This is a genomic window from Frankia gtarii, from assembly GCF_025403375.1.
GTDB lineage: Bacteria > Actinomycetota > Actinomycetes > Frankiales > Frankiaceae > Frankia > Frankia gtarii.
In genome coordinates this window covers 1-14,516 of record NZ_JAMPTM010000166.1, presented here as the reverse complement: position 1 = coordinate 14,516, position 14,516 = coordinate 1, and the positions used below count along the sequence as shown (strand labels likewise).

The following is a 14,516-nucleotide window of genomic DNA, read 5'->3' as shown; positions in this document are numbered from 1 at the left end:
GGGCGGGGCGGGGCGGTTCAGCAGCTCCGCTGAAGCAGCAGGGCCTTGCCCATCGCGGCCCATTCGTAGGTGATCATGTACGGCCACATGCGGCGGGGCGGGGGCACGCCGATCATGCGGACCTCGCCGGGGTAGCAGCGGCCGAGCCGTAGCCGGGCCCGAGTGCTCTGCGTCGTCGAAGTGATCACGATGAGGGAGCGCCAACCGCGCCGAGCCGCCGCGGCAGCTACCCAGCGGGACTCGCCCTGGGTCGTCAGCGGGCTGGGCGCGAAGCAGATCACCTCCACCCCGGGGATGTCGTCGGGGCAGGGGTCGTCGGCGGTCGGCGTCGAGACGGCGAGAACTGGGGCGTAACCGGCTCGGGCGAGGGCGACCGCCCGTTCGAGCCGGCCGGTGCTGCCCGCGAACATGACGATCGCGTCGACAGGCGCCGGCGGGTCCCGCTGGGGGAAGACGAACAGCCGTGCGGTCGCCGCCGTGAACGCCGCTGCCAGGGTGCCGACCAGGACGATGACGATCACCCGGCGGCGCGACCCACCGGCCGGCGCGTGCTCGAGCGGACCCGCCGCCATGGGTCTCCTTCCGCGGCGGCCAGGCGCCGCTGTGGCCGTCGTTCCACCGTGTGGCCCGAGCCAATCACGGCTCACCCGGTCCGGGTGGGCCCACCCGCCGCAACCCGCCGCCCCGGACAACACCGGGAGGCGGGTGGCCCACTGCCGTCAGAGTGCACTGCCAGGCTTCGGGTGGCTGTCCGTGCTGCCTGCGCAGGCATGCTGGCAGGTGTTGAAGCGGTGGCAGACCGCGTGGAAACGCTGTTATGCGGGGTTGGCCCGTCCGCCGCGTTTCGTGTCCTGACGTCGAACCGGCTGGACGGAACCTATGATCGGATCGCGGTGGTGCGCGGGAGAACCAGACGTCGCCGCGACGGCTGGGCGCATCAGGTGACGACTGGGATCGGCCGGGAGTTCGGGCTGGTCGTCATCGAGGATCTGCCGGTTGGGAGCATGGCCTGCTCGGGCCGGGGCGCTGTCGAGGATCCCGGGCGGAAGGTGCGGTAGAAAGCCGGGTTGAGCCGGTCGGTTCTGCACGCCGCAGGGGGTGTGTCGGTGCGCATCTTGCCTGTAAGGCGGCTCGTGCGGGTGGGGTGCTGGTGAGGGTTTCGGCGCTGTACATGTTGCAGCGCTGTCATGTCTGTGGGTTCGTCGACCGGGTGTCCGGCCCCGGCCAGGCAGCATTTCTGTGTACGTCGTGTGGCTGGTCGGGGAAGGCGGGTGCCAGCGCGGGTCTGGATATCAGGGCGGCTGGACTGTCGTCCATGGACGTGGAGATCTCCGGGTCGCCGGGGACCGGGAAGTGTCAACCACCCGGGAAGACGGCCTGACCGCCACCGGAAATCCCCCTCGTCCACGAGGAGGAGGAAGTCAAGTGGACGTGGAGGTCGACCGGGTGGACGGGGGTGGCGAGGCCGGCCGGCTGGTGATCCGGCGGGGATGGGCGAACGTGGCCCGGGCCGCCTCCCTGGGCCACACGGTGCGCGACGCGCCGTCCTGCCACTGCACGATCGGGATCTGGTGGCCGACCTGCAGCCCGGTCGCCTCGTTCAGCCGGAACCGGCCGAGCAGTGTCGTCGTGTCGATGCCGCGGGCGGCGGCGAGGACCGAGGCGTCCTGTACACCCCCGCAGAACCGGATCGCCCGGCCCAGGATCAGGCCGGTGACGTACGCCCAGGCGGCCGTCTCCGTCGGCGCGACGCCGTGCAGGGCGGTGTAGTCGGCGGTGAACTCGCGCGCGGTGGGCCCGGTGGCGGTCAGCTGGGTGCTTTCCGGCATCCAGCTTCCCGGGGCGAGTAGCTGCTCGCGCAGGTCGCCGAGGCTGGCGGTGGCCTGTGCGCTGACGGCGGTGGAGAACGCCGCCGCCCGCCACGGCCGGCGCAGCAGGATGTTCGCCGCGGCCAGCTCGTCGCTGGGGCTCGCATGCACGATGAGGACGTCGCCAGGGGGCAGCCGGGTCGCGGCGAGGGTGGCCTTCCCCGGCGCGAAGACGTGCGAGGCGACCTCGAAGGCCTGCCCGGCGGCGGCGGCCCTGGCCACCGAGGTGATCTCGACCGCGGTGTCGCCCGAGGCGAGCAGGACGACCTTGCGCGCTCGCCGGTCGACCGCCCGCACCGCGGCCAGGACTCCCCGCGGCCAGGTGGAGGTGGCTGCGGCGATGTTGACGACGTTGGGGAACGCCTGCCGGACGAACCTGGTCGACGGTGCCCCGGTGTTGAACACGACCCGGTCGGTCGCCGCGCAGGCCGCGAGGGCGGCCCGGTGGCCGTAGGGCCCGAGCAGGGCGTCCGGGCGGGCGGCGACCGCGGCGCGCATCGCGGCCGCCGGGTCGGGGTAGGCGTCGTACGCGGTCAGGCTGACCTCGTCCCAGGGGGCGGGGAATCGCTCGTCGCGCGCCCACAGGGTGACGCCGCGCAGACCGGCCAGCCCCTGGGCGGCGTTCGGACCGGTCAGCGGGGTGACGAGGGCCACGGTCAACGGTGTCGTCATCGGCAGGATTCCTCGCAGTCGCTCACGAGATAAGCGTCCCATGCTTGATAGACACATTCCTCGGCGCGCCCGGCTGTGGCCGTAGACTTCACCGGACGCGGAAGGACGGGTGAGGTGGCGCGAAACTCTGACCGAACGGGTGCAGCACCGCCGCCGCCCGATCCTCTGCCGGTAGCCGTCGTCGACAGCCACTGCCATCTCGATCTCATGGACACGGCGGTGGACGCCGCGATCGCGGCCGCCGTCGCCGTCGGCGTCACCCGGGCGGTGACCGTCGGGGTGGACCTGGTGACGAGCCGGTGGCAGGCCGACGTCGCCGACGCTCATCCGGAGCTCTACGCGGCCGTGGCCATCCACCCGAACGAAGCGGCCCACGGGGTCAGCGAGGAGACGTTCGCCGCCATCGCCGAGCTTGCCCGCCGGGACAAGGTCCGGGCCGTCGGTGAGACGGGGCTGGACTACTTCCGCACCCCGCCGGAAGCGCACGCCGCCCAGCAGGAGAGCTTCCGGCGGCACATCGCGATCGCGAAGGAGACCGGCCGCGCCCTGATGATCCACGATCGGGAGGCGCATGAGGACACGCTGCGCATCCTCGCCGAGGAAGGTGCTCCCGACACGGTTGTTTTCCATGCCTTCTCCGGCGACGCCGAGATGGCGAAGGTCTGCGCCGACGCCGGCTACGTGATGTCCTTTGCTGGCAACGTGACCTTCAAGAACGCGGCGAACCTGCGCGAGGCCGCCGCCGTCGCCCCGGCCGAGCTGCTGCTCGTCGAGACCGATGCGCCGTTCCTCACCCCGGTGCCCTGGCGTGGCCGGCCCGGTGGCCCCTACCTGATCCCGCTGACGCTGCGGGTGCTCGCCGAGACTCGTGGGGTGGGTGTCTCCGAGCTCGGGGCGTCGATCGCCGCCAACTCCGAGCGGGTGTTCGGGCCCTGGTAGACACCGACGCGCTGCTCGCACCCGCCGAGCTGCGGGCGCTGGCGCATGCGCTGGACCTGCGGCCGACGAAGCGCCGCGGGCAGAACTTCCTCGTCGACGCGAACACCGTGCGCCGGCTGGTCCGCCTGGCCGAGGTCGGCCCGGACGACACGGTGCTGGAGATCGGCCCGGGTCTGGGTTCGATGACCCTGGGGCTGCTCGGCGCCGCCGGGGCCGTCGTCGCCGTCGAGGTGGATCCGTCGCTGGCCGCCGCCCTGCCGGTGACCGCCGCCGCCCGGCTGCCCGCCGAGACCGCCGCGCGGCTGCACGTGGTGCTCGCCGACGGGCTGCGGCTGACCGCGGCGGACTTGCCCGCGGACCTGCCCGCCCCGAACGTGCTGGCCGCGAACCTGCCCTACAACATCGCCGTCCCGCTGCTGCTCGGCGTGCTCGAACGGCTGCCGTCGCTGCGCCGCGGCCTGGTGATGGTGCAGGCGGAGGTCGCCGACCGGCTGACCTCCCCACCCGGCAGCCGGGTGTACGGCGCGCCCAGCGTGAAGCTGGCCTGGTACGCGCACTCCCGGGCGGCGGGCGGCGTGCCCCGCCCGGTCTTCTGGCCGCAGCCGAACGTCGACTCCGGCCTGGTCGCCTTCACCCGCCGCACCCCGCCGGGGCCGGCGGAGCTGCGCGCCGAGGTGTTCGCCGCGGTCGACGCCGCGTTCGCCCAGCGCCGCAAGACGCTGCGCACGGCTCTGGTCCCCTGGGCCGGCTCGCGTGCCGCCGCGACGGCGCTGGCCGAGGCGGCCGGGGTGGATCCCGGCGCCCGCGGCGAGACGCTCGACGTCGAGGCGTACTGCCGCCTCGCCGCCGCCCGCGTCACCGCCGAGCCCGCCCGGTCCACCGAGCCCGGCCCGGCGCGGTGACGCAGACGCGCCACCGGTCAGGGGGAGGCGATGCCGACGGCGTGGCGGACGCCTTCGAGGACGGGACGGGCTCGGTCGCGGGCCTGCTCGGCGCCGGCGGCGAGGATCGCGTCGAGCTCGCTGCCGGGGGCGACGAGCGCCTCGTACTGCTCGCGCAGCGGTGACAGCCAGGCGTTGACGGTCTCGTACAGGGCGTTCTTCAGCTCGCCCCAGCCGGTGCCGCCCTGCTCCAGGCGGGCCCGCATCTCCTTGCTCGCCTCGGGGGTGGCGAAGTTCTCAAACAGCGCGAAGGCCGCCGAGGCATCCGGGTCCTTCGGCGCCTCCACCGGTGTGCTGTCGCTCACGATGCCGCGGATGAGCTTCCGCAGCTGCTTCTCCGGGGCGAACAGAGGAATTGTGTTTTTGTAGGACTTGCTCATCTTCCGGCCGTCGGTCCCGGGCAGTGCCCGCGCCGAGATGCCGGCCGGGTAGATCCCTTCCGGAATCTTCAGGCTGAACACGTCGCCGAACAGATGGTTGAACGAGCCGGCGATGTCGGCGGCGTATTCGACGTGCTGCGACTGGTCCTGCCCGACGGGCACCACGTCGGTGTTCATGATGAGGATGTCGACGGCCATCAGAATCGGGTAGTTGAACAGGCCCATGTTGATGCCGGCGTCCAGGTCCGGCACGCCGGACTCGGCATTGCGGTCGCGGGCGGCCTTGTAGGCGTGCGCCCGGTTCATCAGGCCCTTGCCGGTGACGCAGGACAGCACCCAGGACAGTTCGAAGATCTCGGGAACGTCGGACTGACGGTAGAAGACCGTACGCGTCGGGTCGAGACCGAGCGTGATCCAGGTGGCTGCTACCGACCGGGTGTAGCCGGCCAACTCCCCGCGGTCGCGGATCGACGTCAGGGCATGGTAGTCGGCGATGAAGTAGATCGACTCGTAGGTCGAGGTGAGCTCCAGCGAGGGCCGGATCGCTCCGATGTAGTTCCCGAGATGCGGCTCGCCCGTCGGCTTGATGCCGGTCAGCGAGACCTTCGGCTGTTGCGCTGCCATGGCTGCGCAGTCTACGGAGGCGATCCGGGCCACCGGCGCGCCGGCGCCGCGGGGGCCGGCGGCGTCGGCGGGTTCTACCCCGGACGCGTGGTATGCGACTGTCAGGCGTCTCCGCCAAACAGGCCGGTCACGGAGCCGTCCTCGAAGACTGCCTTGATCGCGGCGGCGAGCAGTGGGGCGATCGACAGTTCGGTGATCTTGTCGATCCGCGCCTCGCTGGGCAGCGGCAGGGTGTTGGTGAGGACGACCTCGCCGATCTCGGAGTTCTTCAGCCGGTCGGCCGCCGGCCCGGACAGCACCCCGTGCGTCGCCGCCGCGATGACGTGGGCCGCGCCGTGCGCCTTGAGTGACTCCGCCGCCTTCGTGATGGTGCCGGCCGTGTCGATCATGTCGTCGACGATGACGCAGGTGCGGCCGCGGACCTCGCCGACCACGTCGAACATCTTCACCTGGTTGGGTACGTCCGGGTCACGCCGCTTGTGGATGATGGCCAGGGGACAGCCCAGCCGGTCGGTCCAGCGCTCGGCCACCCGCACCCGGCCCGAGTCGGGGGCCACGACGGTGACCTCCGAGGTGTCCAGCTTGTTCTCGATGTAGTCGGCGAGCAGCGGCAGCGCGAACAGATGGTCCACCGGGCCGTCGAAGAACCCCTGGATCTGCGCGGTGTGCAGGTCGACGGACATGAGCCGGTGCGCACCGGCGGTCTTGAACAGGTCGGCGACGAGCCGGGCGGAGATCGGTTCGCGGCCGCGGTGCTTCTTGTCCTGACGGGCGTACGGGTAGAACGGCGCGACCACGGTGATCCGCTTGGCGCTCGCCCGCTTCAGGGCATCCACCATGATCAGCTGTTCCATCAGCCAGGTGTTCACCGGGGCCGAATGGCACTGCAGGACGAAGGCGTCGCAGCCGCGGACCGATTCGGAGAAGCGGACGAAGATTTCGCCGCTGGCGAACTCGTAGGCGTTCGTCGGCACGGGTTCGACGTCGAGCTCGGCCGCCACCTCCGCCGCGAGGTCGGGGTGTGAGCGTCCCGCGAAGAGCATCAGGTTGCGCCGGTTTTCGGTCTGGTAGGCCACCGCGTTCTCCTCGGACGTGACGGATGATCAGGCTGGGGGTGCGCGACGGGGATGATCAGATGGCGGATGATCGGACGGCGAACGGTCGGGGACGGCGTGCGGCAGGCGTGATCCTAGGCTTACCCGATCGAGCGTCGGTAAGCCTGATGCGCCTCGTCGTGCGCCCGCCGCCGGCGCACCCCCCGCTGGTCAGAAGGTTGGGGCCGACGTCCTCTACGTTCTGCTTCCCGCACCCGGAACGCCAGCGATGCCGGCCTCGCCTCCCCGGGTGTGCGCCAAGTCACCCTGGCCGTGTGTGTCAGCCCCGTGCGCATCCGCTCCGACGGGGTCGATCGGCGCCGCGACATCCGGGACCCCGGGGATCGGCGGGGCGCCGGCGGCGGCCGCGGCTCGCGCGGCGGGGCTGTCGGGCCGGCGCCGTGCCACCCAGCCTTCGATGATCCGCTGCCGCCCCTCGCGCACGGCCAGCGCGCCCGGTGGCACGTCCTCCCGGATGACGGAACCGGCCCCCGTGTAGGCGCCGTCCCCGACGGTGACCGGGGCGATGAGCATCGTGTCGCTGCCGATGCGGACGTCCGAGCCGATGACCGTGCGGTGCTTCGCGACGCCGTCGTAGTTCACGAACACGGTGGTGCAGCCGATGTTGCTCCGCTCGCCGACGACCGCGTCGCCGACGTAGGCCAGATGGGGGACCTTCGTGTGGTCGCCGAACTCGGCGGACTTCGTCTCGACGAAGGATCCGATCTTGCCCTCGCGGCCGAGCCGGGTCCCGGGGCGCAGGTGGCTGTAGGGGCCGACGGTGGCACCGGCACCGATCTCGGCCCGTTCTGCCGTGGTCCGCACGACGCTGGCCTCCGGGCCGACGACCGTGTCCGTGAGGGTGCACTCGGGGCCGACGACGGCGCCGCGGGCCAGGTGGGTGCGCCCGTGCAGGAAGGTGTTGGGGGCGATCGTCGTGTCCGGCTCCAGGGTGACGTCCGCGTCGATCCAGGTGGTGTGCGGATCCACGACGGTGGTGCCGGCCCGCATCGCGGCGGAGACGATCCGGTCGCGCAGCGCCCGACCGGCGGCGGCGAGCTGGACCCGGTCGTTGACCCCGCCGGCCTCGACCGGGTCGGCGACAATCCGCGCCGCCACCGGGCTGCCGTCGCCGACCAATAGCCCGACGACGTCGGTCAGGTACTCCTCACCCTGGGCATTCCCCCTGGTCAGATGGGCCAGTGCCGCCTGGAGCGGGCCGGCCCGGAAGGCGTAGACGCCGGTGTTGATCTCCTGGATGGCGGCCGTGGCCGCATCGGCGTCGCGGTGCTCGATGATCGCCCGGACCCCGCCCGCGGCATCGCGTACGACCCGGCCGTAGCCGGTGGCGTCGGCGAGGACGGCGGTCAGCACGGTCGCCGCGGCGCGTTGGGCATGGTGATGGTCGATGAGGGCGGCCAGGGTCTCCCCGGTGAGCAGCGGGGCGTCGCCGGGCAGCACGACCACCGTGTCGTCGGGGGCGAGCCCGTCGAGCGTGGCCAGGGCGATCCGCACTGCGTGGCCGGTGCCGTGCTGGCGGTCCTGCACGGCGGGGACGACCGCCGGGGCCTGCTCGGCGAGCATCGCCACGACCTGCTCCCGGCCATGGCCGACGACGACGGCGGTACGGGACGCGCCCAGCGTGGCGGCGGCGTGCAGCACGTGCCCGAGCAGGGTTCGCCCGGCGATGCGGTGCAGCACCTTCGGCGTCGTCGAGCGCATCCGTCGGCCCTCGCCCGCCGCCAGGATGATGACGGCCGCCGGACGTGGTGATGTCACGCGATCTCCCGAATCTTCGGCCTGCACGACGATGGGGCGACGGAGACCACACTACCGCGGCCTACTCGACGGCTCGGGGGAGGTTACTGCGGCCGGTAACACGCCGGGCGTCGATCTCGGGGGAACATGCGGCGGGGCGCAGGAAACGACACGACCGATCTCCGCCGAAGCGCCCCGGCCCGTCGCGGAGAATTGCGGGCAACGGTAGCCCGGTCGGCGCGGCGGTACTTCCCGGCCATTCTTTGTGATGGTATTACTGGTGTACTCCGGTAGTGCTCCGCCGCCACGACTCGAACGTGGACTAAGAGAACCAAAATCTCCTGTGCTGCCGATTACACTACGGCGGACCGCGTAGGAAAACATGCCAACTCTACCATCGTGGGGTGGCTCGGAAGGTAAAAGCAGGGCTGCAGACCACTGTCCCGCGGGTCGAGCCACGCCGCGGTCCCCGCCAGCCCGGCGCAGCCCTGTGCATCGGTCACCGGGGATGATTGCGGGGTCACCTCCCGCCGTCGCGCCGACCGGGCTTCGGCGGGCCTCGCCCGAGGTGGCGTCGAGGGTCGCCGAGACCCGGTCCGACGGGCCCCGGCTTGGTCACCGGGCGCGGGCGCGGTGGTCCGAGTCGGGTGGTCCAGGTGGGCGACCGGGTGTGGCGGGTACCCCCGTTGGGCGTAGGCCATTCGGGCGGGCACCGGCCGGCGGTGGACGGCCCTGCTGGTCGCCGGCCGGCCCGATCGCCGTGACGTGTGGCCCGTTTGCGTAGAGGACGTCGGCAATGGGGACTGTTGTCACATCGGCGGGCTACCGTGATTCGGTGGAGTGCCGGCGCAGTGGACCTGCCGCGATGGACGGGACGAGGCGATGACCGCTACCGACACGGTGTCACCGAGCGACAATCGGGCGCCGGGTGACGACCGAGAAACGACTACGAGGCAGGCGGCCGGCCGCGCCGATCCCGCCAACAGCCGGGGCAATGCCACCACGCCCAGGTCGATGACGAAGGCCCGCGTAGAGCAGATCATCATGGTGGTGACGATCGTCGTTCCGCTCGCCGCCGTGGTCGCCGCGATACCCGCGCTGTGGGGCCGGTGGATTTCCTGGCGCGATGTCGTTCTTGCCCTGATCTTCTATGCCATCTCCGGGCACGGGGTGACGGTCGGCTTCCACCGCTACTTCACCCACCGTGGATTCAAGACGTCCCGGCCGGTGCGGATCGCGCTCGCCGTCGCGGGCAACATGGCGATCGAGGGCCCGGTGATCCGCTGGGTGGCCGACCACCGGCGTCACCACGCCTTCAGCGACGCCGAGGGCGACCCGCACTCGCCGTGGCGCTACGGGCCTGGCGCCTGGTCGATGATGAAGGGGCTCTACCACGCCCACGTCGGCTGGCTGTTCGACGTCGAGCAGACCGACCAGCGCCGATTCGCCCCCGACCTGCTCGACGACCCGGACATCGTGAAGGTCAGCCGCTCGTTCGCCGGCTGCGCCTTCGTCAGCCTCGCCGCCCCGGCGATCATCGGCGGCCTCTGGGGCGGCTCGTTCGAGGCGGCCGTGCAGGCATTCTTCTGGGCCGGCCTCGTCCGGGTCGCCACGCTGCACCACGTCACCTGGTCGGTGAACAGCATCTGCCATGTGCTCGGCTCCCGGCCGTACCGGTCGCGGGACCGTTCGACCAACGTCTGGCCGCTGGCGCTGCTGTCGATGGGCGAGTCCTGGCACAACCTGCACCATGCCGAGCCGACCTCGGCCCGCCATGGCGTGCGCCCCTGGCAGATCGACACCAGCTTCTACATCATCAAGCTGATGGAGACGCTGCACCTGGTCTGGGACGTCCGCTGGCCCGACCCGGCCCGCCTCGCCGCCAAGAGCGTCACGGCCGACGCCACCGCCTGAGCCTCGACCCCGGCTCAGCCCTCGAGTTCGGCTCAGCCCTCGAGTTCGGCGGCGAGCGTCAGCCAGGCCTCCTCGGTGTCGTCCTTGTTGGAGACGACGGCGCGCAGCTCGGCGTCCAGGGCCAGCAGACGCTCGTGATCCGTCGCCGCCTCGGCGAGGGAATGGTGGAGCTCCTGCTCTCGGCGGGTCAGCCGGTCAAGGGCGCGTTCGAGGCGGGTCAGCTCCTTGCGGGCGGCCCGCAGCTCGCTGCCGGACCGCGTCGGCCCGGTCGTCGCGCCTGCCGGCGCCGGTGCCGTGGCGGACCCTGCGGTGGCGGATGCGGCGGCGGTGGACGCAGTGGTGGCGGCCGCGGCGGCCTCGGATCCGGCGGCGGCGCGCCGCGCCAGGTACTCCTCGATGCCGCCGGGCAGCATCCGCAGGTGGCCGTCGCCGAGCAGAGCCATCGTCACGTCGCAGGTGCGCTCGAGGAAGTACCGGTCGTGGCTGACCACGACCAGGGTGCCGGGCCAGGAGTCGAGCAGATCCTCCAGCGCGGTGAGCGTGTCCGTGTCGAGATCGTTCGTCGGCTCGTCCAGGAGTAGCACGTTCGGGCGGGCCATGAGCAGGCGCAGGAGTTGCAGTCGGCGCCGTTCGCCACCGGAGAGATCACCGACCCGGGTCCACTGCCGTGACGACGGCAGGCCGAACTGCTCCAACAACTGCCCGGCGCTGCGTTCCCGGCCCCGCTCGACCTCCAGCACCCGGCCGACCTGCTCGACGGCCTCCAGCGCGCGCAGCGACGCCGGGAGCTCGACGACCTCCTGGGACAGCAACGCCGGGCGGACGCTCGCCCCGACCTTCACCCGACCACCGTCCGGGACGACGTCGCCGAGCAGGGCGCGCAGCAGCGTCGTCTTGCCCGCGCCGTTGACACCGACCAGCCCGATCCGGTCCCCCGGGCCGAGCAGCCAGGTGATGCCGTCGAACAGGGTGCGGTCCCCGACTCGGATGGTGAGGTTCTCCGCGTCGTAGACGTCCTTGCCGAGCCGGGAGGCCGCGAAGCTGCGAAGTGCCATCGTGTCGCGGGGCGGCGGCTCGTCGGCGATCAGATCGTTGGCGGCGTCGATGCGAAACCGTGGCTTGCTGGTCCGGGCGGGGGGCCCACGGCGTAGCCAGGCAAGCTCCTTGCGCAGCAGGTTCTGCCGACGGGCCTCCGTCGCGTCTGCCCGTCTGGTCCGCTCGGCGCGGGCGAGGACGTAGGCGGAGTAGCCACCCTCGTAGGCGTCGACGCGCCCGTCGACGACCTCCCAGACCCGGCCGCACACCTCGTCGAGGAACCAGCGATCGTGGGTGGCCACCAGCAGGCCGCCGCGCCAGTCGGCGAGGTGGCCGGCGAGCCAGGCGACCCCCTCGACGTCGAGGTGGTTCGTCGGCTCGTCGAGGATCAGCAGGTCGAGGTCCTGGACCAGGAGTCGGGCCAGCGCCACCCGCCGACGCTCGCCGCCCGACATCGGGCCGAGCAGGTCGTCGAGGCGGTCCAGCAGCCCGAGGCCGGCGAGCACGCCACGGCGGCGCGGGTCCGCCGCCCATTCGTGCTCCGCGCCGGTGCCGACCACGACCTCGCGGACCGTCCGATCGGCGGGCAGCACGTCCGCCTGGGCCAGCGAGCCGACCCGGGTCGAACCCGCGTGCACGACCCGACCCGCGTCGGGCTCCGCCTCGCCCGCGATGATCCGCAGCAGGGTGGACTTGCCGGCGCCGTTGCGTCCGACGACACCGATCCGCTCGCCGGTGCCGATGCCCAGACTCACCTGATCAAGCAGGGCGCGGGTGCCGAAGGCGGCGTCGACGTTCTCCAGGCTGACCAGGACGGGGCTCACGGCCCGCCGCCTGACCCGTCCGCGGAGTCCGGACCCTCCAGCACCCGGGCGCCGGGCGCCGGCCCACCGGCACGGCGCACGGCCCGGGCGACCCCCATTCCGGCCAGGCTCGCGGCGAGCTCGATGCTCTCGGTCGCCCCGGCGGCGAGGAAGGCACAGGTCGGCCCGGAACCGCTCACGATGGCCCCGACGGCGCCGAGCTCACGGCCGGTCTCCAGGACCCGGCGCAGCGCCGGCCGCAACCGCAGCGCCGCCGGCTGCAGGTCGTTGACGAGGGCGGCCCCGAGTTGGACGGGGTCACCGGTGCGCAGCGCGGCCAGCACGTCGTCGGCGGGGGTGGGACCGGCGTGAAGCCGGCCTTCGGACAGCCGGTCGAACTCGGCGTAGACGGCCGGGGTGGACAGGCCGCCGTCGGCGAGGGCGAATACCCAGTGGTACTCGCCGGTGGCCAGGACGTCGGTGAGCTGCTCGCCCCGGCCGGTGCCCAGAGCCGTGCCGCCGGCCAGCGGAAACGGGACGTCGCTGCCGAGCCGGGCGGCGAGGCCGGCGAGGGCGGCCCGGTCGAGGCCGGTCTGCCACAGCGCGTCGAAGGCGACGAGCGCCGCCGCCGCGTCCGCGCTGCCGCCGGCCATGCCCGCGGCGACGGGGATGCCCTTGGCCAGGGTCAGGTGCACCCGCTCCGAGGTGATACCCGCGGCCTCGGCCACCAGGTGCGCCGCGCGCACGGCGATGTTGTCCCGGCCGGTCGGGACGATCGACACGTCGGGGGTGGTCGTGGCCGGGCCCCGCGCGGTCGGGTCCGCGCCCTCACCGGAGACCTCGACGGTGACCACGATCCCCTCGTCGTCCGCCTCGTCGGGGGTCGCCGCGGGCGATCCTCCGAGTGCTTCCGCTCCGGGCGAGGTGGTGGCGGGCGAGGTGGCGGTGAGCGAGGTGGCGGTGAGGTCGTCGAACAGCGAGACGGCCTGGAGCACGGTGATCACATCGTGGTAGCCGTCCGGCCGCAGCGGACCGACGCCGAGGTGCAGGTTCACCTTGGCCGGGGCCCGGACGGTCACGGCAACGGTGCCGGCTCCCGCGCCATGGCGCGGACCCGGGTGGGATCGAGGCAGCGGATGCTCCTTCGCTCGGACTCACTCAGGTTCACTCGTGCGGACAGCCCTGCTGGTGCGGGCGGCCCAGCCCGTTTGGGCGGGGCGACCGGCCGGATCCAACCTATCCGCGGGTTCGGAGCGTATGACCGTCCACCCGGGGGGGTACATGGAAGGACGGGATGCCTGGCTGGTGAAATCGGGCGGCTCGCGGAGTGGGTGACCCCGTCGGGGAGTGCCCGCCCGTGCGGCACAACGCTGCTTCGCTCGGTTGGACCTGGCCCTTCACACCTTTCCCGGCTTCCCGTGATGTCCGGCCTGCATGTGCCTCGCTGCCGCGTCCGAGCTGACCCGCGGTGACCCGGTCGGACCCGACCTCAGCGGGCGGCCAGCCCGACACCGGGTGGTGCGCCGCGACCATGGCCCGGCCAAGGGACGCCGTACCGACGAAAGGGAGCACCATGACCACGATCTCGGGTTCCGGAACCACGAAGACCGGATCCGGCACCTCGAACAGCGCCGTCCGGACGGATCCGTCGGCGACCGGCGTCGGTGGCGCCGGCCGGGCCGCCGTGCCGGACCGGAAGCACTCCACGGAGCTCCTCAGCGACCAGGGCCGCACGTCGATCGCGGACGCCGTGGTTCGCAAGATCGCCGGGGTGGCGGCTCGGGAGATTGCTGGCGTCCATGAGCTGGGCACCGGCGGCGCCCGGGCGATCGGTTCGGTGAAGGCTCGCATCCCCGGCGCGTCGGCGAGCGTCTCGCAGGGCGTCGCGGTCGAGGTCGGCCAGCGCCAGGCCGCCATCGATCTGGACGTTGTCTGCGACTACGGCGTCTCCATCGTCGACCTGTCGCAGTCGATCCGGCACAACGTCGTCAGCTCCGTGGAGGGGATGACCGGTTTGGAGGTCACCGAGGTCAACGTCGCGGTCGACGATGTGTACATCGGCGACGAAGGCCAGGAAGACAGCCGGCGGGTCGAGTGAGCCTGGTCGGGACGGGGGAGACCACCGCCTGGTTCCGCTGGGACCCCGATCGGGTGGCGGCGGCCGTCGCCGCCTGTCCCGGGGTGGCCCGGCTCGTCGCCGCTCCCACGCCCGCGCCCCTGTCCATCCCCGCGCGAGTCGGGGCGGAGGAGTGGGACCCGGTGGCCGAGGTGGCGACCTACCTGCCCCGTCGCCGGGTAGCGGGAGTGCGCGTGCGCGACGACCGGATTGTCGTGCAGGTCGACTGCCGCTACGGCGAGCCGCTGGCCGATCTCGCCGGCCGGATCCGGGCCGCGGTGCGCTGCGCCGCCCCCGACTGCCCCCGGGTGGACGTGGTCATCTGCGATCTCGACCCTCCGGGCGGGCCGGCCCCGGCCGATCCGCGTACCC

At 72.5% G+C, this 14,516-nt stretch carries 12 protein-coding genes and 1 pseudogene; 6 read left to right on the top strand and 7 right to left on the bottom strand.

Going from position 1 to position 14,516, the window contains the following annotated elements:
- Positions 1-17 precede the first annotated feature (17 nt).
- Positions 18-572 (bottom strand): YdcF family protein, encoded by a 555-nt coding sequence (locus tag NBZ83_RS21305; RefSeq protein ID WP_261570278.1) that lies wholly within the window; start codon positions 570-572, stop codon positions 18-20.
- A 437-nt stretch (positions 573-1,009) separates the two neighbouring features.
- Here NBZ83_RS21305 and NBZ83_RS34375 point away from each other — a divergent pair, with 437 nt between their 5' ends.
- On the top strand, positions 1,010-1,381 hold the full coding sequence (locus NBZ83_RS34375; protein WP_438803325.1) for a zinc ribbon domain-containing protein: 372 nt from the start codon (positions 1,010-1,012) through the stop codon (positions 1,379-1,381).
- Positions 1,382-1,421: 40 nt separating this feature from the next.
- On the opposite strand, the gene NBZ83_RS21300 is transcribed toward NBZ83_RS34375, so the two are convergent.
- A complete protein-coding gene (locus tag NBZ83_RS21300; RefSeq protein WP_261570279.1) occupies positions 1,422-2,540 on the bottom strand; it encodes an ABC transporter substrate-binding protein in 1,119 nt (372 codons plus the stop codon).
- A gap of 114 nt (positions 2,541-2,654) precedes the next feature.
- Between NBZ83_RS21300 and NBZ83_RS21295 the strand changes: the two genes are divergently transcribed.
- Positions 2,655-3,479, top strand: coding sequence for a TatD family hydrolase (locus NBZ83_RS21295; RefSeq protein ID WP_261570280.1), 825 nt, complete (start codon positions 2,655-2,657; stop codon positions 3,477-3,479).
- A gap of 107 nt (positions 3,480-3,586) precedes the next feature.
- Positions 3,587-4,381, top strand: a complete 795-nt coding sequence (rsmA, locus tag NBZ83_RS21290) for a 16S rRNA (adenine(1518)-N(6)/adenine(1519)-N(6))-dimethyltransferase RsmA (protein ID WP_438803253.1) — start codon at positions 3,587-3,589, stop codon at positions 4,379-4,381.
- A gap of 17 nt (positions 4,382-4,398) precedes the next feature.
- Here the strand turns inward: rsmA and NBZ83_RS21285 are convergent, their stop codons facing one another.
- The 3 genes from NBZ83_RS21285 to glmU all read right to left on the bottom strand — a co-directional run bounded on the left by NBZ83_RS21285 (position 4,399) and on the right by glmU (position 8,297).
- Positions 4,399-5,424 (bottom strand): tryptophan--tRNA ligase, encoded by a 1,026-nt coding sequence (locus NBZ83_RS21285; protein WP_261570281.1) that lies wholly within the window; start codon positions 5,422-5,424, stop codon positions 4,399-4,401.
- A 101-nt stretch (positions 5,425-5,525) separates the two neighbouring features.
- Positions 5,526-6,500, bottom strand: a complete 975-nt coding sequence (locus NBZ83_RS21280) for a ribose-phosphate diphosphokinase (protein ID WP_261570282.1) — start codon at positions 6,498-6,500, stop codon at positions 5,526-5,528.
- 213 nt (positions 6,501-6,713) lie between these two features.
- On the bottom strand, positions 6,714-8,297 hold the full coding sequence (glmU, locus tag NBZ83_RS21275; RefSeq protein WP_261575667.1) for a bifunctional UDP-N-acetylglucosamine diphosphorylase/glucosamine-1-phosphate N-acetyltransferase GlmU: 1,584 nt from the start codon (positions 8,295-8,297) through the stop codon (positions 6,714-6,716).
- A gap of 861 nt (positions 8,298-9,158) precedes the next feature.
- Between glmU and NBZ83_RS21270 the strand changes: the two genes are divergently transcribed.
- Positions 9,159-10,190 carry an acyl-CoA desaturase gene (locus tag NBZ83_RS21270; protein ID WP_261570284.1) on the top strand — a complete coding sequence of 344 codons (1,032 nt, stop codon included), beginning with the start codon at positions 9,159-9,161 and terminating at the stop codon, positions 10,188-10,190.
- A gap of 32 nt (positions 10,191-10,222) precedes the next feature.
- On the opposite strand, the gene NBZ83_RS21265 is transcribed toward NBZ83_RS21270, so the two are convergent.
- Positions 10,223-12,049 carry an ABC-F family ATP-binding cassette domain-containing protein gene (locus NBZ83_RS21265; RefSeq protein ID WP_261570285.1) on the bottom strand — a complete coding sequence of 609 codons (1,827 nt, stop codon included), beginning with the start codon at positions 12,047-12,049 and terminating at the stop codon, positions 10,223-10,225.
- A complete protein-coding gene (locus tag NBZ83_RS21260) occupies positions 12,046-13,107 on the bottom strand; it encodes a 4-(cytidine 5'-diphospho)-2-C-methyl-D-erythritol kinase (RefSeq protein WP_261570286.1) in 1,062 nt (353 codons plus the stop codon). Before NBZ83_RS21260 ends, NBZ83_RS21265 begins: the two co-directional genes overlap by 4 nt.
- A gap of 494 nt (positions 13,108-13,601) precedes the next feature.
- Between NBZ83_RS21260 and NBZ83_RS21255 the strand changes: the two genes are divergently transcribed.
- Entirely contained in the window at positions 13,602-14,126 is a 525-nt protein-coding gene (locus tag NBZ83_RS21255; protein WP_261570288.1) for an Asp23/Gls24 family envelope stress response protein, read from the top strand.
- Positions 14,123-14,516 (top strand): annotated as a pseudogene (locus tag NBZ83_RS21250) (hypothetical protein); the annotation flags it as partial. The gene NBZ83_RS21255 and the pseudogene NBZ83_RS21250, both read left to right, overlap by 4 nt.

Excerpts from the sequence above, each read along its gene's own strand:
- NBZ83_RS21255 (WP_261570288.1), top strand. The coding sequence starts at position 13,602 with ATGACCACGATCTCGGGTTCCGGAACCACGAAGACCGGATCCGGCACC.
- NBZ83_RS21305 (WP_261570278.1), bottom strand. The coding sequence starts at position 572 with ATGGCGGCGGGTCCGCTCGAGCACGCGCCGGCCGGTGGGTCGCGCCGC.
- NBZ83_RS21300 (WP_261570279.1), bottom strand. The coding sequence starts at position 2,540 with ATGACGACACCGTTGACCGTGGCCCTCGTCACCCCGCTGACCGGTCCG.
- NBZ83_RS21270 (WP_261570284.1), top strand. The coding sequence starts at position 9,159 with ATGACCGCTACCGACACGGTGTCACCGAGCGACAATCGGGCGCCGGGT.
- NBZ83_RS21285 (WP_261570281.1), bottom strand. The coding sequence starts at position 5,424 with ATGGCAGCGCAACAGCCGAAGGTCTCGCTGACCGGCATCAAGCCGACG.